The organism is Mycobacterium numidiamassiliense (genome assembly GCF_900157365.1).
Taxonomy (GTDB): domain Bacteria; phylum Actinomycetota; class Actinomycetes; order Mycobacteriales; family Mycobacteriaceae; genus Mycobacterium; species Mycobacterium numidiamassiliense.
On sequence record NZ_FUEZ01000004.1, the window covers coordinates 3,637,872 to 3,656,908 of the forward strand.

Below are 19,037 nucleotides of genomic sequence, written 5' to 3' on the forward strand. Positions count from 1 at the left end.
TGATCTCATGTCACACCGGCCCCAACCGCACCAATCAGGCAGGGCTCTCTGGACATATCGGCGAACACGTAGCCGTCGAATAGCTTCTGTGCCGTGCTCCGGACCGCCGCCCAGATTCCGAGGTCACTGTCGCCGGCGCGGGTGATGTCGATCATCGTCGTTCCTGTCGGATGCTCGACGACAATCGGTCGGGCGCCAGAGGGGCGGCCGATCAGTCGTCCGGCCACGGTGTCCGGAACGACGCTTGCGGTCGCCAGGCAAATGGCCGCGGAAACCGCGTGCGCGGTGTGGCAGCGGTCCGGCACAAAATAACGTGACCGAATGTCGCCGCACTCAGACTCCGACACCAGCAAGACCTTCGGCAGAACATAACCTCGCGCATCGCCCAGACCCATCGCCAACGCCGCGCGAAGTCGCAGACGGGCGAGCCGATCCAGCAGGCCGGTATCGCTGTTGAGTTGCCGTGGCGATTCGTGACCCGTGATCCCAAATGCGCTGGCCTCGGCGATGATCGCGCAGACACCCGCATCAATCGCGGTGATCTCCACTGCCCCGATGAGGTCGACCGGACTGCCGGTAGGGAACAACTGCCCGGTCCGGCCGCCACAGAAGTTACTGAATACCAAGTCGATCGGCGAGGCCCGCTGCGGTACTCCGCCGATCTGACAGTCGGCGTCGTAGCGCAGGCAGGCACCCGGCGTCCCGACCGAAACCATGACCGTGGCACCGGTGTTGACCAGGTGAACCCGGACCATCGTGTAGGGGTCGGCCGGCGCGACAAGCCCGCGCTCGATCGCGAAGGGCGCGACGCCGGCGAGCAGGTTCCCGCACGTCAGGGTCCAGTCCACCCACAGGGTCGTGAGATCAACCTGAGCGAACAGATAGTCGACGTCGCAATCCGGGCGAGTCGACGGACCCACGATCGCCACCTTGGTCGTGGTCGAGCCGTCACCGCCGAACTGGTCGGTCTGACGTCGATCCAAGGATCCGAGAATGACCGACAGCAACACATCCGGTTCAAGGCCGGTCTCGTCGAGATCCGACTTCAGGAGGTACATACCGGAGCAGGTACCGCCACGCATCATCATTGTGCGTAACGAGATCATGAGTTCCCCCCTCCTAGGGCAGACTAGGGATCGCGGTCTGTTGAGTAAAGAACCAAATCGGCGAGCCGGTGCTCGCCGATCCACAAGCCCTTCGGCGGCCCGGACGCCTATCGTGGATTTCCATGGGTCCCAAGCGACGGATGCCACTGCTGCGGTGGTCTTTTTGGCGGTTGGCCGCGGCCTCCCGCAACATCAACACGACGGGGCAGATCGGCGACGGGCGCGAGGCGGCCGTGGTCGACTACGTGTTGACGAACGCCCGAGCCGGTGACATCGACGACGTGGTCGCCACGATCGACAAGTTCGCCTACGAAAAATCCATCCTGATCAATGTCGGCGACGAAAAGGGCGAACTATTGGATGCCGCCGTGCGTCGCGCCGATCCCTCGTTGGTCCTCGAGCTGGGCACCTACTGCGGCTACAGCGCGCTGCGGATCGCTCGATCGGCGCCGAAGGCCAAGGTCTATTCCGTCGAGCTCGCCGAGGCCAATGCCGCCAACGCCCGCCAGATCTGGGCTCACGCCGGGGTCGCCGACCGCGTGACGTGTGTCGTGGGCACCATCGGCGACGGCGGCCGGACGCTGGATTCGCTGGCGAATGACCACGGATTCGCTTCTGGGACGCTTGATTTCGTGTTCCTGGATCACGACAAAGACGCTTACCTGGACGACCTGGAGAGCATCGTCGACCGCGGTTGGCTGCACCCCGGCTCGGTCGTGGTCGCCGACAACGTCGGGATGCCGGGCGCGCCGAAGTACCGGGAATTTATGCGCCAGCAGCAGGGCACGGGGTGGAACACCGTGGAGCACAAGACGCATGTCGAGTACCAGACGCTGGTGTCTGACCTGGTGCTCGAGTCCGACTACCTCGGGTGATTCGGGCGGCGGACTCAGCAGCAGGTCAGCGAAGTCGACGCCAGCGCGCGCACTTGCGGCGTGTCGTCACGTTGACGTCGACCTCGCGGAAGGTTGGCCGCTATTGCGCACGCGGGTGGGCGCCGGCCCACACCTCGCGCAGCGCGTGCACCGTGACCAACGTGTAGATCTGCGTCGTGGTCACCGACGCATGACCGAGCAACTCCTGGACGACCCGGACGTCAGCGCCGCCCTCGAGCAGGTGGGTGGCAAACGAATGCCGCAGCAGGTGCGGCGACACTCCGGACGTGATGCCCGCCGCGGCGGCCGCGTCCTGCAGCACCTGCCACGCGCTCTGCCGCGACAACCGGCCGCCGCGCACGTTGAGGAAGATCGCCGCGGTGCCCCGCCCGCGACGCGCCAACTCCGGGCGTCCGCGCACCAGGTAGGCGTCCAGCGCCTGCACGGCGGGGCGGCCCACCGGCACCAGCCGTTGCTTGCCGCCCTTTCCCCGCAGCAGCACCGTCCTGGCCTGGGTGTCGATGTCGTCGACGTCCAGGCCGACGGCCTCGGAGATGCGAGAACCGGTGGAATACAACAGTTCCAGCAGCGCCCGGTTGCGCAGCGTCAGCGGACCATCGGCGGGACCGTCGCCGCCCGCGCCCTCGAGCAGCGCCAGCACCTCGTCGATGGTCAGACTCTTCGGCAGCCTGCGGCCCGGCGTCGGTGGCCGGACAGCGCGCGCCACGTCCAGTTCGGCCAACCCCTCGGCAGCCGCGAAGCGGTGCAGGCCGCGCACCGCGATGAGTGCCCGCGCCGCCGACACCGCCGACAAGGCCGCGGCGCCCGAGTCTGGGTCGCCGCGGCGCAATGCCACCAAGAACTCGGAGACGTCGTCCTCAGCGACCTTGGCCAGATCTTCAATACCGCGGTCCGACAAGTGCTTTGAGTATCGACGCAAGTCGCGCCGATACGAACTCAGTGTGTTGGCCGCCACGCCGCGCTCGATGGTCAGGTGCTCGAGATAGCCCTGCATTTGGCCCTCGAGGACCGGCGCTGTCATGGCGCGGCCTGTCGCGCCGCGAACGCCTTCGGCTTGTCCTTCCACAGGCTGTCCACCGAGCGTGGCTGCGCGAGCCCGGTGCGCACCGCATGAGCGGCCAAAATCCCGGCGACAGCAATGGCATTCACGATTTCGCCGCTGAGCACATTGCGCGCCGCCTCGACGAGCGGATACCACCGCAACGTCATGTCGGCCTCTTCGTCGTGCGCCTCGGGCCGGTCGACCTGGCTGAGCCCGGTGGCCAGATAGACGCGCACCGATTCGTCGCTGAAGCCCGGTGTGGAGTCGAGGTCGACCAGCACCTGCCAGGTCTCGGCCTGTAAGCCGGCCTCCTCTTTGAGCTCCCGGGCCGCGGTGAGATGCGCGGGCTCCCCACCCACGTCGAGCAGCCCGGCGGGCAACTCCCACAACCGGCGGCCCAACGCGTGGCGATACTGGTAGACCATCGCGATGTTGTCGTCGTCATCCAGCGCCACGACGGCGACCGCGCCGAAGTGTTCGACAACTTCCCTGACGACGTCTTTGCCGCCCGGCATCCTCACCTGGTCGCGGCGCAGCGCGAAAATCTTTCCGGTGTACAACGTTTCCGACGACGTTGTGTTGAAGACATGCTCAGCCACGAGCAGCAGGCTCAGGTAGCGACCGCCCGGCGCTGTCTCGATGCTGGTTTCCGTTGGACGAGTGATCCGGCATTTCCACCGGCAGCAGTTCGCCCTCTTTGTAATCGATGGCCGCGCCGACGAATGCGACAAACAGCGGGTGTGGCCGCGTCGGCCGGCTCTTCAGTTCAGGGTGGGCCTGGGTGCCGACCACGAACGGATGAATGTCGCGCGGGTATTCGACGAACTCGACGAGGTGTCCGTCGGGCGAGGTCCCGGAGAAGCGCAGGCCGCTCTCGGCGATCTTCTCGCGGTAGGCGTTGTTGACCTCGTAGCGGTGCCGGTGGCGCTCCGATACCTGAGTCGTCCCATATGCTTGGGCGATAAGCGAATCCGGCTCCAGCACCGCCGGATAGGCGCCAAGCCGCATCGTCCCGCCGAGGTCGGCTTCGCCGGCGACGATGTGTTCCTGATCGGCCATCGTCGAGATCACGGGATCCGGTGTGCCCGGCTCGAATTCGGCCGAGTTGGCCTCGGTCAGACCGACCGAGCGCGCGGCCTCGATCACGATGCATTGCAGGCCGAGGCAGAGTCCGAAGACCGGCAGCCCGCGGGCACGCGCATGCCGGATGGCACCGATCTTGCCCTCGATGCCGCGAATGCCGAATCCGCCGGGGATCAGCACACCGTGCACGTCGGCCAGTGCCGCCGCGGCACCGGCAGCGCTCTCGCAGTCGTCGGAGGGCACCCAGACCATCTCGACCTTGGCCTGGTGCCGAAATCCGCCGGCGCGCAAGGCCTCGGTCACCGACAGATAGGCATCCGACAGGTCAACGTACTTGCCCACCAAGGCAATTCGGACCGTCTCGTGCGGCTCGTGCACCCGGCGCAGGAGGTCGTCCCACTCGGTCCAGTCGACGTCGCGGAACGGCAGGTTGAGCCGACGCACCACGTAGGCGTCCAGCTCCTCGCGGTGCAGCACCTTGGGGATGTCGTAGATCGACGGCGCGTCCGGGGTGGAGATGACGCCGTCGATGTCGACGTCACACATCAGCGCGATCTTGTCCTTCAGCGCCTCGGGAACGTTTCGGTCGCTGCGCAGGATCAGCGCATCCGGGGTGATACCGATGCTGCGCAACGCGGCCACCGAGTGCTGGGTCGGCTTCGTCTTGAGCTCGCCGGACGGGGCCAGGTACGGCACCAGCGACACGTGCAAAAAGAACACGTTCTCCCGGCCCAGATCGTGACGGACCTGCCGCGCGGCCTCCAGGAAGGGCTGCGACTCGATGTCGCCGACGGTGCCGCCGATTTCGGTGATGACGACGTCGGGGCGGTTGCCCTTCGCGTCGGGCTCGGCCATAGACCGGATGCGGCGCTTGATTTCGTCGGTGATGTGCGGGATGACCTGGACGGTGTCGCCGAGGTACTCGCCGCGCCGTTCCTTCGCGATGACCGTCGAATACACCTGTCCGGTAGTCACATTCGCCGAGCCGGACAGATCGCGATCCAGGAACCGCTCGTAGTGACCGACGTCGAGGTCGGTTTCGGCTCCATCCTCGGTAACGAAGACCTCGCCATGCTGGAACGGGTTCATGGTGCCCGGGTCGACGTTGAGATACGGATCGAGCTTTTGCATCGTCACGTACAACCCGCGGGCGGTAAGCAACTGACCGAGACTGCTGGCGGTCAGACCCTTCCCCAACGAGGATGCGACCCCACCGCTGACGAAGAGGTGCTTAGTGGCGGTTTGCGGGTGCTTTCGCACAGGCGACCTCCGTGAAGACGGGCAGGGCTTAGTTTTTGTCTAGCCTCAACCAGCTGGGCCTGCCGACCCACGGAAATCCACCCTAACACCCAACCCCGCCATGCCGCGCCGAACACGCCCTAGCGTCGGCCTACTGAGGCACCGTGATCGCCGTCGCGCCGTGTCCCGTGCCGTACTGCCCGGCATGGCCGCCGTTGATCAGGTCATGCAAGCCCAGGATCGCGGTGATACGTCCGGGCGCGGAGTCGACGTCGTCGACGGTGCTGATCGCCGCGTTGATACCCGCATCGGCGCGGGCCACGGCGACCGCGGCGCCCCCGGTCGCCGACCCATCCCGCCCGGCGAGCAGGGTGCCCGAACCGTGCGGAGCCAGCGCGGCGGCGAAGCGGGCCACGCTGGCGCCTTGATTGCCGGCGTCTTGGGGTAACCCGCCGCCGGTGACGACCAGGGCGGTGTTCGCCGCCGCCAGATGGTCGCTGGGCGCGTAGGTGATGAAGCCGGTGTCGCGCAGTGCGGCCAGCACGGTATCGCGCTGCAAGTCGTCCACCGGCGGGACGGCCTGGTTGGTATTGATCAGCAGGGCGATGCCGAGGAGGTCACCGGCCTGCGAGCCCTGGTCGACGAGCTTGGTGCTCAATTGCTGGCCGGCGGGCAGCACCGACGAGTTCACCACGGTCCGCAGCTTCTCCGCGGAGTTGGCGTCGACGAACTCCTGCGTCAGCGCCACCGTCCCGGTGAGGGTGCCGCCGGCCTGTCCGACGATCTTCGCGACCGCGGCGACGTCGTCGTCCTTGGCGTCCGGCGTGCGGAACACCGCCACCGACTTGCCCGCGAGTGCGTCGTGCACGATCCGCCCGACCAGCTGGTTATCGAAATTGTTTGCCGCGCTAAGCTTTTCGTTCAGCACATTCTTCTGGTCGTTGAGCCCGCTGATCTGCGTGTAGAGGTCGCGCTTCTCGTCACGCAGGCTGGACAGCAGGGTGTCCGACAAGAAGCCGGAACCCAGCACCACTCCGACGGCCAACGCCAGGAAGACCGCGGCCAGCGAGAATGCGTGGTGGCGTAACGAGATCATGACTGCACGTCCCTCGAACCTCCAAGAAAAAAATCAAGCGACTAGGTGCTGAATCCAGAGGGAAAAGTGGTTCCAGTAGTCGGTGATCCAGTGCAGCACCACGCCGTCGGTGCGCGACACCCACAATGCGACGATCACGGCGATCAGCATGGTCAGGGCCAACAGCGCGATGGCACCGGCCGAGATGTGGTTGCGGTACAGGGTCGCGACCGCCTTGGCGTCGACCACCTTCTCCCCGACCCGCAGCCTGGTCAGGAAGGTGGACGGGTTGCTCTGGGTACGCGTCCTGTCGAAGAACGTCTCGATGTTGGCGGTGTGACCCGCCGTGACGAGCAGTGCGGCGCCGTGGTGATCGGCCAGCAGCAGCGCCAGGTCGACCGCCGAACCCGCGGCCGGGAACGTCATCGCGCCCACGCCGAGGTCCTGAATGCGCTCCAGGCCCGGGGCATGACCGTCGGCGTCGGCCGGCAACACCACGTGGGCACCGCACTTGAGGGCGTCGGCGCTGATTTCCTCGGGGTCGCCGACGATGAGCTGCGGGCGGTAGCCGGCCTTGCGCAGCACATCCGCGCCGCTGCCGACACCGATGAGCACGGGCTGGTACTCCTTGATGAACGGCTTGAGCGATTTCAGATCGTCCTCGGCGCTGGGCTCGTCGGCGACGATCACCACATGCCGGCGGCGCAGGTCGAGGTCGATGTCGGGAATGCCGATACCGTCGATCAGCAACGGGCTCTCACTTTTGATGAACTCAATTGTGTTGCCCGCGAACGCCTCCAGATGGGCGGCCAGGCCACTCTTGGCCTCCCGCATCAGGTCTGCGATGTCGTGGTCGGTGCGCTCGGTGCCGCGGATCAGTCGGCGCTCACCGGCGTACACCCCGCCCTCGTGCAGGCGGATCTTGGCGCCGTCTTTGACCTTCTTGAAGATCTCGGGTCCGGTCTCGTCGATCAGGGTGACCCCGTTGTTGACCAGGACCTCCGGGCCCATGTTGGGGTAGCGGCCCGAGACCGACGGTGACGCGTTGACGACGGCGGCGACGTCGGCCTCCACCAGCGCGTCCGCGGTGATGCGGTCCAGGTCCAGGACGTCGAGCACCACGATGTCACCGGGGCAGACCCGACGCAGCAACCGGTCGATGTTCCGGTCGACGCGAGCGGTGCCGGTGAGGCCCGGCCGGGACGTGTTACGTGTGAGCAGCCCAGACATCTTCATGTCGGCGATTCTGTCCGCGAAGGGGCGCCGACACGGGGAGGCGCGCCGTAACATCTGCCCCAGAAGTTATCTAGAGTCACATCTGTAACAGATGAATAAAGTATTCCCGACGGTTAGATCTCGTCGTTCTGCGCACCGTCCAAGAGCTCGCGAGCGTGCGCGCGACCGCTGTCGGACTCGCCCAGGCCCGCCATCATCCGGGCCAGCTCGGCGACCCGCTCGTCGCCGCTCACCGTCCGCACGACGCTGGTCCCTTTCGGTCCGGCGCCATGCACCACAAGATGGACGTCGCCGTAGGCCGCCACTTGCGGTAAGTGCGTCACCACGATGACCTGGTGGGTGCGCGCCAACCGCGCCAGCCGCCGACCGATCTGCACCGCCGCCCGGCCGCCGACGCCTGCGTCGACCTCGTCGAACACCATCGTGGTGCCCGCCGCCGACGCGGCCAGCACCACCTCCAGCGCCAGCATCACCCGGGACAGCTCGCCGCCCGAGGCGCTCTTCGCCAGCGGCAGCTCCGTCATCCCGCGGTGAGCGGCGAAACCGAACTCGACCTCGTCGACACCGTCGGCGCCGACTCGGGCCAACTCCCCCGAAGCCAGCTTCAGCGCGGCCGCATCATCGGCGGCGGGCGCACTATCTAGCGTCACATCGATGCTGAACTGGGCGTCGGCCATCGCCAGGCCGGAGAGCTCCGCGGTGACCTCCTTGGCCAGCCGCTTGGCAGCCTTTCGCCGAATTGCGCTGAGGTCGGTTGCCGCTGAAGCTAATTCGCCGGCAAGCTCATCGGCGCGGTGTTGCAGCGCCGCGAGGCCTTCCTCCGAAACGTCGAGCGCAGCGAGCCGGTCGCGCGATTCGGCCGCCCAGCGCAGCACCCCGTCGATATCCGCGGCGTACTTGCGGGTCAGCGTCCGCAGCTCGGCTTGCCGGGCAAGCTTGGACTCCAGCGCGCTGGCATCGACCGGCAGCTCGTCGAGGTAGGAGCCGAGTTCTTGGCCCGCATCGGCGACGACGGTCAGCGCCTCGCCGATCTGCTCGGCCAACGCCTGCAGTTTGGCATCATCGGTGGATTCCAGTGTGGCCCTTGCCCGTCCCAGGATGTCGGCGGCGCTGCCCCCGGATACGTCGTCGAGTTCTCCGGACAGCGCCGTGCGCGCTGCCGCTGCGGCTTCGCGCAGCGTGTCCAGTTCGGAAAGCCGCACGACCTCGGCGACCAGCGCATCGTCCTCACCGGGTTGCGGCTCCACGGCAGCGATCTCGTCGAGCGCGAAGTTCAGCCGGTCGGCCTCCAACGCTAGCTCCCGCATCCGGTTTCGGCGGTCGAGGAGATCCCTGCGCGCCGACAACCACGCGTCGCGCAGTTTGCGATAGCGCTCGAGCGCCGGGCCCGCCTTTGCGAACCGGTCCAACGCGCCGCGCTGCTCCTCGGGCCGCATCAGCCGCAGCTGGTCGTTCTGGCCGTGCAGGGTCAACAGCTCGGCGGTGAAGTCGCCCAACGACTTTGCGGGTACGCTGCGACCGCCGAGATAGGCCCGCGAAGGCCCGTCACGGCTGACCGAGCGCAGCGCGATCACGCTGCCATCCTCGTCACGCTCGGCGCCCGACGCGTCCAGCATCTCGTCCAGCGCTGCGATGGTGGCGCCGTCGAGATCGGTTGTGGTGAAACGACCTTCGACGACGGCGCGTTCGGCACCCGAGCGCACCCTGTTGGCGTCGGCGCGGGCTCCGCCGAGCAGATGCAGCCCGGTCACCACCATCGTCTTGCCGGTGCCCGTTTCTCCGGTGAGTACGGTCAGACCGCGGCCAAACTCCCCCACCGCCGCACTGATCGCACCCAGCGACTCGATGCGGATTTCCGTGAGCAACCTGCGAGCCCCGTTACTGACCGCGCCAACCGGTGACCGGCAAACGGAACTTGCGCACCAGACGGTCCGTGAACGGCGCGCTGTCCAGGCGCGCCCATTTCACCGGCGTGCCACAGCGAGTCACCTCCAGCCGCCCGCCCGCCGGCAACACCATCTCGCGGCGGCCGTCGCAGAACACCAGCGCGTCGTTGCCGTTCGCCTCGATCTCGATCGCGACGGTGGCGTCGGGACTGGTGACCATCGGCCGGCCGAACAGTGCGTGAGCGTTGTTGGGCACCACCAGGATTGCCTCGAGGTCCGGCCACAGCACCGGGCCGCCCGCGGAGAACGCGTAGGCGGTGGATCCGGTCGGCGTCGATACCAGCACCCCGTCGCAACCGAACGTCGACACCGGGCGCCCGTCGATTTCGACGACCACGCCCAGCACGCCCAGCCGCGGTCCCTTTTCCAGGCTGGCTTCGTTGAGCGCCCAGCCCTGATCGAGGATGCGGCCGTGCTGGTGCACCGCGATATCGAGCGTCAGGCGCTCTTCCACCCGGTAATCCCTGGCCACGACATGCTCGAGCACCGAGTCGATGGCCTCAGCCTCGGCTTCGGCCAAGAAGCCGATGCGGCCCAAGTTGATGCCCAGCACCGGGATGCCGGCGTTGCGGGCCAGCTCGGCCGCGCGCAGGAAGGTGCCGTCGCCACCGAGGACCAGAACCAGCTCGCAACCCTCGGCCGCGTCGAGTTCGGCGTCGACCACTTCGATTTCGACGCCCATCGCCCGAACGTCGTCGGGCGACAGGGGTAGCGGCCCCCGGTCGACCGCCTCGGCGGAGAGCACACGAAGTGCAATTCCGTTATCGCCCAGCACTTTCTGCACGCGCCGTGCCGTCTCGGTGGCTTCGTCCCGTCCGGTGTGCACAACCAGGAGGACGACGCGTCGATCACTCATTGCGGGCCCTCGAATATCGCGCGCTGCACCGCACCCACCAACTCGTCACCAGTCAGTGCCCGATCGGTCTCGGCACGCAGCCACAGAAAGTATTCGACATTGCCCGATGGCCCCGGAAGCGGGCTGGCTGTGACGCCGACCGGGTGCCAGCCCAGCTCGCCGGCGCGTCCGGCGACGGCCAGCACCGACTCGGCCCGCAACGCCGGGTCGTGCACCACCCCGCCGGCACCAACCTGGCCCTTCCCCACCTCAAACTGCGGCTTCACCATGGGAACGATATCCGCGCCCGTCAAGGCGCATCCAGTCAGCGCGGGCAACACGGTGGCCAACGAGATAAACGACAGGTCAGCGACGACGAGGTCGACCTGCCCACCGATGCTCCGCGGTGTCAGGTCGCGAACGTTGGTCCGCTCGACGACGATCACCCGGGGATCCGAGCGCAGCGACCAGGCCAGCTGGCCATAGCCCACGTCGGCGGCAACCACCTCGGCCGCCCCGCGATCCAGCAGAACCTCGGTGAAGCCGCCCGTCGAGGCGCCGGCATCCAGGCAACGACGGTCCGCGACGGGGATTCCGAATGCGTCCAGCGCGCCAATGAGCTTGTGGGCGCCACGCGAGACCCAGGTCCGTTCGCCGTCGTCGGCGACGGTCAGCGCCGAGGTGACGGCGACGGCGGTCGCGGGCTTGACTGCGGGCATGCCGTCGATGCTGACCTTGCCCGCGCCGATCAGTTCCGCCGCCTGTTGACGGGACCGGGCGAGGCCGCGCCGGACCAGCTCGGCGTCAACCCGGGCGCGGCGAGGCATGCGCGCGCTCAGCCCTTCTCCGCGGACTCCAGCGCCCGCAGCAGCACGTCGTGCGCCTCTGAAAGACGGCGGGCGATCTCCTCGAGCTCGGCCAGCTGAACCTCTCGGGGCCCGTTGTCCGGGTTGTCCGGATCTCCCGGCTCGGGCAGCTGCGCGAGCAGGGCGTCGATCTCGGCGCGAATCTGATCAGGATCGATACTCATGGCGTTTCTACGCTAGTCACCCATCAATTGTCGTGCACCAGCGACCAGCGGTGCAGAGCGCCGCGCGCCGTGTCGTCGGCGGCCTCGATGCGCACCGGGCGGGCATCTGCGGCCCATACCACGGCGGCGACAGCGCGGACGATCGACAGCCCGTCCGGGTCGTCACCGCCCAAGCTGGCGACCGTGACCGCCTGATCGGCGACGTCTACCCGCCAGGCCGGCTGGGGCCGCACCGCGAGCAGTTCGCCGTCTTGCAGGAGCGAGCGCAGGTCCTTGCCGATATAGGAGGGCCGCTGTTCGGGTTTGGCGTAGACGGCGTCCCGCGCGCTGTTGACCCCGGTGAGCACCATCAGGCTGGGCAACTGGGCGGCGTTGGCGCCTTCGATGTCGGTGTCCAGCCGATCGCCGATGACCAACGGTGCGTGAAAGTTCCCGCGCGCCACTGCATCCCGCAGCAGTGTGGGCGCCGGCTTGCCCGCCACCTTGGGTACGGCACCCGTTGCGGCTCGCAGCGCCGCGACCAGGGAGCCGTTGCCGGGCAGCAGGCCCCGTTCGGTCGGCAGCGTCGCGTCGACGTTGGCCGCCACCCACAACGCGCCGGCCCGGATGGCCAGTGCCGCCTCGGCGAGATCGGGCCAGCCGATGGTCAGCGAAAGTCCCTGGACGACGGCAACGGGTTTGTCGTCGAAGCTGCGCACGGGGATCAGCCCCACAACGGCGATTTCGTTGGCCAGTGACTCGGTGCCGACGATCAGCACCGCCGACTTCGGCGGCAGTTCGCCGGCGAGCAGGTGCGCTGCGCTCTGGGCACTGGTGACGACGTCCTGCGCGCTGACGGTGAAGCCGAGCTCGCGCAAGTGGGTGGCAACTTCGTCGGCGCTGCGGGAGGCGTTGTTGGTGACAAACAGCTTGCGGCTTTGCACCTGGTCGAGTGTTTGCACCGCGCCGTCGGTGGGCTGGCGCCCGCGAAACACCGTCCCGTCCAAGTCGATCAACAGGCAATCGTATTCCTGCGCAATGCTTTTCACTGAATTGGAGCCGGGCGCGTCAGCCAAGTTCGCTGACCCGCTCTTCGGCGTCGGTCACGCCTTCGAGGTCGGCCGCCGCCGAACGCAGAAACCACTCCAGCGCCTCGTCGTCACGACCCAGCGCCAGCAGGGTGTCGGCGTAGGCGTAGTACAACCGGGCGGCGGTCGAGCCGCTGCGGCCGGGTTCCAGCTGCGGGGTGGACAACACCGTCAGCGCCTGCTCGAGCTGCCCCAGGTCGGCACGCGCCCCGGCGGCGACGATCCGCAACTCGTCGGCGTCGTCACCGCTGAGGTCTGCCGCCTCGGGTCCGCGCGCCAGCTCGATCGCCCGCTCCGGGCGGCCGAGGCCACGTTCGCAATCGGCGATCAAGGCCAACAGCGACGACTTGCTACCCATCCTGCGGGCAGCGCGCAATTCGGCCAGCGCCTGAGACCAATCTCCGCAGCGGTAGGCCGCAATTCCGACAGCCTCGCGAACGGCGGCGATCCTGCTGGTGCGGGCCCGCGCGGCGCGGGCGTGGCTCAGCGCGGCTTCGGGGTCTTCGTCGAGCAGGTCACCGGCAGCGAGCAGGTGGCGCGCCACCGCGTCGGCGGTTACCCGGTCCAGGGTGCTCAGCTCACGCCGGATTTCGGGTGCCAGTTGCTTGGCGTCGACATCGGCCGGGATGTCGGGCGCGTTCTCCGCCGCACCCTCGCCGTCGCCGGTGCTTTGCGGCTGGGCGGGACGCGCGCGGCCGGGACCCGACCAGCGAGTGTCGCGCTCAGTCCGTGGCCCGCGCCGCGGTGCACCTCCAGACGTCGCACGCGGTCGCCGTTCCCCGCCGTGACGCTGACTATCGTCGACCACGCGCGCCGTTCACCTCAATCGCTCCCGCACCCTGCAAAGGATACGGGCAGACCCGAGCCAGGCAATCCGGGTGAACTAGCCCGTCAACCGGCTGGGAATGAGTGGCGCGATCATCGCCGGGCAGTAGGTCGCTATCGCGACGATCGTGAAGATGCCCGCCGTCTTTTCAGACATGCCGTTGCCGATGGCCATTTTGGAGACGACCGAGTCGAAATCCCCACCAGGCTGAACCAGCATCGGGCAGACCGATTGGCCCTCGGCGGTGGTGCGTGCCGGTTGGCTGTACGGGACGCCGGCCGCCGTCAGCGCGTTGAGGAAGGAGTTACCGATTATGTCGACACGGATGATGTCGGCGCGGAGGGGAGCCGCCAGCATCGCGGCCGCGGCCGCCAGGGTCGCGGTCAAGGCTATGAACCACAGCGTGGTCGCCTGAATCTTGGGGGCGTAAATCACTGTGACAACAGTGGCCAATGTTGGTCACGTTGGCAACACGATGAGGTAACCGTTTGCTCACCACCGTGTTTTGCGGAAACTACACGGATGTGATCTGGTAGATCATGCCCGCTTCTGTGTGGGTGTCCACCGATTGGCGGACAACGGAATTCCTCCGCGGGATCAGCCGTTCGTGGGATGGCGCGACGGGGCCCGGCGGCGAAAAATAGAAGTTGCAGCGGGGATCTCATCACTCCTTCCCTCGAGTCCCCCTCCTCGAGTTCGGCTTCCCCTCCGAAGACGAGATCCCCGCTGAATACTTAGGAATCTACTCGTTCGACACCGGCGATGTTGCGCTTTCCGCGACGCAATACCAGCCACCGTCCGTGCAGGAAATCCGAGGCGTGCGGGGCCCACTCATCGCTGTCGATGCGCACGTTGTTGACCGAAACCCCGCCTTCCCCGATCGTGCGTCGGGCGGCACCCTTGCTGGCCGACAGGCCGCTGGCCACCAGCAGGTCGACGATCCCGTCGGGTGCACCGGATGCAAGCTCGGCGACCGACGTCTCACGCAACGCCGCGGCAAGTGTCGCCTCGTCCAGGCGATCCAGCTCCCCTTGGCCGAACAGCGCCCGGCTGGCGTGTTCGACGGCCTCGGTGGCCGCCTCGCCGTGCACCAAGACGGTGAGCTCGGTGGCCAGCCGGCGCTGGGCGGCCCGCTGCTGCGGACGCTCCTGGGTGACCTGCTCCAGGTCGGCCAGCTCGTCGGCATCCAAGAAGGTGAACCATCGTAGGTAACGGATCACGTCGGCGTCGGCGGTGTTGACGAAGTACTGGTACCAGGCATAGGGGCTGGTCAGCTGTGGGTCCAGCCACAAACTGCCGCCGCCGGTGGATTTCCCGAACTTGGTGCCGTCGGCCGCGGTCACCAGCGGAACGGTCAGCGCATGCACCGTCGCGCCGAGCTTCTGGCGGACCAGGCGTACGCCGGCGATGATGTTGCCCCATTGATCCGAGCCGCCGATCTGCAGCCCGCAGCCGTGGCGGCGGTGCAGTTCGACGTAGTCGTTGGCCTGCAGCAGCATGTAGCTGAACTCCGTGTACGAGATCCCGTCACCCTCGAGGCGCCGTTTGACCGTGTCGCGCTCGAGCATCACGTTGACCGAGAAGTGCTTGCCGACGTCCCGCAGGAATTCGATCGCCGACATGGCCTGGGTCCACTCGAGGTTGTTCTCGACGATCGCGCCGGTGGGCGAGCCGTCGAAGTCGACGAAGCGCTCCAGCTGGCCGCGGATTCGGGCGGTCCATTCGGCGACGGTGTCGGCCTCGTTGAGGGTGCGCTCGCCGATGTCCCGCGGGTCGCCGATCATGCCGGTGGCGCCACCGGCCAGCACGATCGGACGATGGCCGGCACGTTGGAAGCGCCGCAACGCCAGCAGCGGCACCAGGTGCCCGGCATGCAGGCTGGGCGCGGTGGGGTCGAAACCGGCGTACACCGTCATCGGCCCGCGCTTCGCTTCGGCGGCTAGGGCGTCGAGGTCGGTGGACTGCGCGATCAGCCCCCGCCAGCTCAACTCGTCGAGGATCTCAGCAGACATCCCGCAAGACTTTAGTCGCTGGTCACACCGTTGCGGTTAGTCGCTGTCCCCGGGGGCGGGTGCTCGCGGGCTGCGGCGGTAGGCCGACACCTCCGGCCGGGCCGCCAGCCACAACCGCCACGGCCGGTCGGCGGCTTTACTGACGCCGACGCGGGGCCCGGCCGCCGCGCGGTGCGCGTCGTTAAGCGTCAGCCGCACCGCGCTGGCAGGACTGAACAGATCAATACCGTTGTCGGACATCGTGATTCCCAGCGCGGAGCACAGGTTTCCCGGACCGCGCGCCAGCGCGTCGGTGCGGATCGCCTCGCCGCGCCGGGCCTGTGCGACGTCGAAGCCCTTCTCGACCGCGGCGGCCCGCAACAAGACCGCGGCGGCGGTACCGTCGGGTCCGCACACGACGTTGGCGCACACGTGGATCCCGTGGCTGAGGTAGGTGTACAGGCGCCCGGGCGGCCCGAACATCACGGCGTTGCGGCCGCTGGGTCCGCGGTACGAGTGGGCCGCGGCGTCCGGCCAGGGGCCGTCGGGAACGCCGCCGTAGGCCTCGACCTCGACGACGATCCCGCTGACGCCCCGCCCCGTGAGGGTAGCGCCGAGCAACCGGTGCGCGGCTGCGACCGGGTCGACTATCAGCTGGTCAGTGATGTTCTCGGTAACCCACCGAACCTACCGGCACCGCAAACGTGGCAGGATCCCGGTGGCCTTCGGGAACTTGGGAAGGGAGTCCACCTCATGCCTGCGATCGACCCCGCTGCCACCGCCTGGCTGCTGGCCAGCACCGCACTGGTCCTGCTGATGACCCCGGGCCTGGCCATTTTCTACGGCGGCATGGTCCGCACCACCGGGGTGCTCAACATGATCATGATGAGCTTCATCTCCATCCCGCTGGTCACCGTGGCCTGGCTGCTCGTCGGCTACACGATCGCCTTTTCCGACGACGGCGCCGGCGGGTTCCTCGGCAACCTCAGCCGTATCGGAATGCTCGGCATCACCCCCAGCTCGGTCCACGGCGCCGTTCCCGAACTGCTGTATGCCACGTTCCAGCTGACCTTCGCGATCATCACGGCGGCCCTGGTCAGCGGCGCGATCGCCGACCGCGCCAAGTTCTCGGCCTGGATCGTGTTCGTCCCGGTGTGGGCGATCGTCGTGTATTCCGTAGTCGCGCATTGGGTATGGGGCCCCGGGGGCTGGCTGGCCAAGCTGGGCGTGCTCGACTACGCCGGCGGGCTCGTCGTCGAAATCGTCTCCGGCGCCTCTGCACTGGCGCTGGCGCTGGTGCTCGGACCGCGCATCGGGTTCAAGAAAGACTCTATGCGGCCACACAATCTGCCGTTCGTTTTGCTCGGTGTCGGGCTGCTGTGGTTGGGCTGGTTCGGGTTCAACGCGGGATCCGCGTTGGCCGCCAACGGAACTGCCGCGGCAATCTTCCTCAACACGCTCGTCGCGGGTTGCCTCGGCATGCTCGGCTGGCTCGCCGTCGAACAAATCCGTGACGGCAGGCCCACCACGTTCGGCGCGGCATCCGGTGTGGTCGCCGGGCTCGTCGCGATCACCCCGTCCTGCGGAACCGTCAACACGCTCGGCGCAACGATTGTCGGCCTCGCCGCTGGCATCGTGTGCTCGTTCGCGGTGGGCGCGAAATTTCGCTTCAACTATGACGATTCGCTCGATGTGGTGGGTGTGCACTTCGTCGGCGGGGTCGTCGGTGTGTCGCTGATCGGACTGCTTGCCAACGCGGTTATGACATCGGGCCCGCAAGGCCTCTTCTACGGCGGCGGCTTCGGACAACTGGGCAAGCAGGCGGTCGCGATCGTGGTCGTCGCGCTCTATGCGTTCACCGTGTCGTTCGTCCTCGCGAAGTCGATCGACCGGGTAATCGGCTTTCGACTCAGCGCCGAGGACGAGACCACCGGTGTCGATTTCACTCAGCACGCCGAAACCGCCTACGCCGAAGGCGTGCAGGGGCATCTGCCGTTGCGCCGCCCCGGACTCGAAGGCTGAGCGAGTCACGTCAGCACCGTGAGCTGACCATACGGCGATTCCCATTTCCGCTATCGCCGGCGATATCGCGCGCGGCGATAGCTCGCACCCTTGACAATCCCGCGTCGGGGGACAACTATTCATCACATGATGAGTTCATCGCGTGATGAATTAATTCCGCACAGCGCGGAGCCCGCTGTGTCCATCGAGAATCTGCAAGTTAAGCGCGGGAAAATAACTGCCCTGCAGGACTTTTCGGTGCAGATCGGGCGCAGCAGCATCACCGGTCTGCTCGGGCCGTCCGGCTGCGGCAAGACCACCTTGATCCGTTGCATCGTCGGCACCCAGATCGTGACCTCGGGCAGGGTCACCGTCCTGCGCAGACCCGCGGGATGTGCCGAGCTGCGCCACCGCGTGGGTTATCTCCCCCAGGACCCGACCATCTACAACGATCTGCGGATCATCGACAACGTCCGCTATCTCGCGGCGCTATACGGATTCGACGGCAAGGCCGCGGATTCCGCTATCGAGCGGGTGGGCCTGACGAACCATCGAACCGCGTTCTGCGGCAACCTCTCCGGAGGTCAGCGCACCAGGGTCTCGCTCGCCTGCGCGCTGGTGTGTGAGCCTGAGCTGCTGGTGCTCGACGAGCCGACCGTGGGGCTGGACCCCGTTCTTCGGGTTGACCTCTGGGAGCAGTTCGCCGATCTTGCCCGGGGCGGGACCACGCTGCTGGTCTCCAGCCATGTGATGGACGAAGCCGACCGCTGCGGTGACCTACTGCTGATGCGCGAAGGCCGCCTGGTTGCTCACACCACACCCACCCAACTACGAGAGGACACCGGATGCACGTCACTGGAGGACGCGTTTCTGTCCATGATCATGCGCAACACCGTGCCTCAGGCCGGATAGGGTTGCGGGCTTACACCGCCACGACGACACGGATCCTGCGTCAGCTGGCCGCTGACCATCGCAGCGTGGCAATGATCCTGGTGGTGCCAGTCTTAGTTATCTCGTTGATGTACTTCATGTTTGACAAGATCCCCCATCGTCCCGGTACTCCGGCACCGTTCAACAATGCGTGCCTGATACTGCTGGGCCTATTCCCGCTCTTCGTGATGTTCATCATTACGGCCATCACCATGCAACGGGAGCGGGCGTCGGGAACATTGGAGCGCATCCTGACGACGCCGCTGCGCCGGCTGGACCTGCTGCTGGCCTACGGGACGGCATTCGGGATCGCCGCCGCGGTGCAGGCCACGCTGGCATGCGGGGTGTCGTTCTGGGTGCTCGGCTTCGACACCGCGGGCAGCCCGGTGTGGGTGTTCGTGATCGCGATCGTCAACGCTGTCCTGGGCGTGGGCCTGGGCCTGCTCTGTAGCGCCTTCGCGCGCACCGAGTTTCAGGCCGTGCAATTCATCCCGCTGGTGATGGTGCCTCAGCTATTGCTGGCCGGCATCATCGTCCCCCGGGCACTGATGTCGACCTGGCTGCAATGGATCAGCGATGTGCTGCCGGCCAGCTACGCGCTCGAAGCGCTGCAGCAGGTGAACTCTCACCCGGGGCTCACGGGCATCGCATTGCGTGACATCATCGTCGTGATGGGCTTCGCGATCGCGGCGCTATGCGTGGCCGCAGCGACCTTACGTCGCCGGACACCGTAG

Annotated in this window: 19 protein-coding genes; 4 read left to right on the plus strand and 15 right to left on the minus strand. The window is 67.2% G+C overall.

Annotated features, from left to right (window positions below; genetic code table 11):
• Positions 1-5: 5 nt before the first annotated feature.
• Positions 6-1,106 (minus strand): PrpF domain-containing protein, encoded by a 1,101-nt coding sequence (locus MNAB215_RS25595; protein WP_077081266.1) that lies wholly within the window; start codon positions 1,104-1,106, stop codon positions 6-8.
• A gap of 122 nt (positions 1,107-1,228) precedes the next feature.
• Between MNAB215_RS25595 and MNAB215_RS25600 the strand changes: the two genes are divergently transcribed.
• Positions 1,229-1,981 carry an O-methyltransferase gene (locus MNAB215_RS25600; RefSeq protein WP_077081267.1) on the plus strand — a complete coding sequence of 251 codons (753 nt, stop codon included), beginning with the start codon at positions 1,229-1,231 and terminating at the stop codon, positions 1,979-1,981.
• A gap of 100 nt (positions 1,982-2,081) precedes the next feature.
• Here MNAB215_RS25600 and xerD read toward each other — a convergent pair whose 3' ends face one another.
• The 14 genes from xerD to MNAB215_RS25670 all read right to left on the minus strand — a co-directional run bounded on the left by xerD (position 2,082) and on the right by MNAB215_RS25670 (position 16,038).
• Positions 2,082-3,023 carry a site-specific tyrosine recombinase XerD gene (gene xerD / locus MNAB215_RS25605; protein ID WP_077081268.1) on the minus strand — a complete coding sequence of 314 codons (942 nt, stop codon included), beginning with the start codon at positions 3,021-3,023 and terminating at the stop codon, positions 2,082-2,084.
• Complete coding sequence (locus MNAB215_RS25610; protein WP_077081269.1) at positions 3,020-3,643, minus strand: NUDIX domain-containing protein; 624 nt, start codon at positions 3,641-3,643, stop codon at positions 3,020-3,022. Before MNAB215_RS25610 ends, xerD begins: the two co-directional genes overlap by 4 nt.
• Positions 3,636-5,387, minus strand: coding sequence for a CTP synthase (locus MNAB215_RS25615; RefSeq protein WP_077081270.1), 1,752 nt, complete (start codon positions 5,385-5,387; stop codon positions 3,636-3,638). The genes MNAB215_RS25610 and MNAB215_RS25615 overlap by 8 nt, the downstream gene beginning before the upstream one ends.
• A 130-nt stretch (positions 5,388-5,517) precedes the next feature.
• Complete coding sequence (locus tag MNAB215_RS25620) at positions 5,518-6,462, minus strand: copper transporter (RefSeq protein ID WP_077081271.1); 945 nt, start codon at positions 6,460-6,462, stop codon at positions 5,518-5,520.
• Positions 6,463-6,495: 33 nt separating this feature from the next.
• The gene (gene steA, locus MNAB215_RS25625; protein ID WP_077081272.1) at positions 6,496-7,677 is read right to left on the minus strand and encodes a putative cytokinetic ring protein SteA; all 1,182 of its coding nucleotides are present in this window, start codon (positions 7,675-7,677) and stop codon (positions 6,496-6,498) included.
• A gap of 113 nt (positions 7,678-7,790) precedes the next feature.
• Positions 7,791-9,542 (minus strand): DNA repair protein RecN, encoded by a 1,752-nt coding sequence (gene recN / locus MNAB215_RS25630; RefSeq protein WP_077081273.1) that lies wholly within the window; start codon positions 9,540-9,542, stop codon positions 7,791-7,793.
• Positions 9,543-9,555: 13 nt separating this feature from the next.
• Entirely contained in the window at positions 9,556-10,479 is a 924-nt protein-coding gene (locus MNAB215_RS25635; RefSeq protein ID WP_077081274.1) for an NAD kinase, read from the minus strand.
• On the minus strand, positions 10,476-11,285 hold the full coding sequence (locus MNAB215_RS25640; RefSeq protein WP_077081275.1) for a TlyA family RNA methyltransferase: 810 nt from the start codon (positions 11,283-11,285) through the stop codon (positions 10,476-10,478). Before MNAB215_RS25640 ends, MNAB215_RS25635 begins: the two co-directional genes overlap by 4 nt.
• Positions 11,286-11,293: 8 nt before the next feature.
• A complete protein-coding gene (locus MNAB215_RS25645) occupies positions 11,294-11,488 on the minus strand; it encodes a hypothetical protein (protein ID WP_077081276.1) in 195 nt (64 codons plus the stop codon).
• A 23-nt stretch (positions 11,489-11,511) separates the two neighbouring features.
• Complete coding sequence (locus MNAB215_RS25650) at positions 11,512-12,516, minus strand: HAD-IIA family hydrolase (RefSeq protein ID WP_077081277.1); 1,005 nt, start codon at positions 12,514-12,516, stop codon at positions 11,512-11,514.
• A gap of 19 nt (positions 12,517-12,535) precedes the next feature.
• Positions 12,536-13,363: a tetratricopeptide repeat protein gene (locus tag MNAB215_RS25655; RefSeq protein ID WP_077081278.1), complete on the minus strand. Its 828-nt coding sequence runs from the start codon at positions 13,361-13,363 to the stop codon at positions 12,536-12,538.
• A 75-nt stretch (positions 13,364-13,438) separates the two neighbouring features.
• Positions 13,439-13,816: a DUF732 domain-containing protein gene (locus tag MNAB215_RS25660; RefSeq protein WP_077081279.1), complete on the minus strand. Its 378-nt coding sequence runs from the start codon at positions 13,814-13,816 to the stop codon at positions 13,439-13,441.
• Positions 13,817-14,115: 299 nt separating this feature from the next.
• The gene (tyrS, locus tag MNAB215_RS25665) at positions 14,116-15,393 is read right to left on the minus strand and encodes a tyrosine--tRNA ligase (RefSeq protein ID WP_077081280.1); all 1,278 of its coding nucleotides are present in this window, start codon (positions 15,391-15,393) and stop codon (positions 14,116-14,118) included.
• A 36-nt stretch (positions 15,394-15,429) separates the two neighbouring features.
• Positions 15,430-16,038, minus strand: coding sequence for a DNA-3-methyladenine glycosylase (locus MNAB215_RS25670; RefSeq protein WP_077081281.1), 609 nt, complete (start codon positions 16,036-16,038; stop codon positions 15,430-15,432).
• Positions 16,039-16,125: 87 nt separating this feature from the next.
• On the opposite strand from MNAB215_RS25670, the gene MNAB215_RS25675 reads away from it, so the two are divergent.
• From MNAB215_RS25675 to MNAB215_RS25685, 3 genes are all read left to right on the plus strand, one after another.
• Entirely contained in the window at positions 16,126-17,394 is a 1,269-nt protein-coding gene (locus MNAB215_RS25675) for an ammonium transporter (protein ID WP_077082336.1), read from the plus strand.
• Positions 17,395-17,520: 126 nt separating this feature from the next.
• The gene (locus tag MNAB215_RS25680; protein ID WP_077081282.1) at positions 17,521-18,285 is read left to right on the plus strand and encodes an ABC transporter ATP-binding protein; all 765 of its coding nucleotides are present in this window, start codon (positions 17,521-17,523) and stop codon (positions 18,283-18,285) included.
• A 2-nt stretch (positions 18,286-18,287) separates the two neighbouring features.
• Entirely contained in the window at positions 18,288-19,037 is a 750-nt protein-coding gene (locus tag MNAB215_RS25685; RefSeq protein WP_245830403.1) for an ABC transporter permease, read from the plus strand.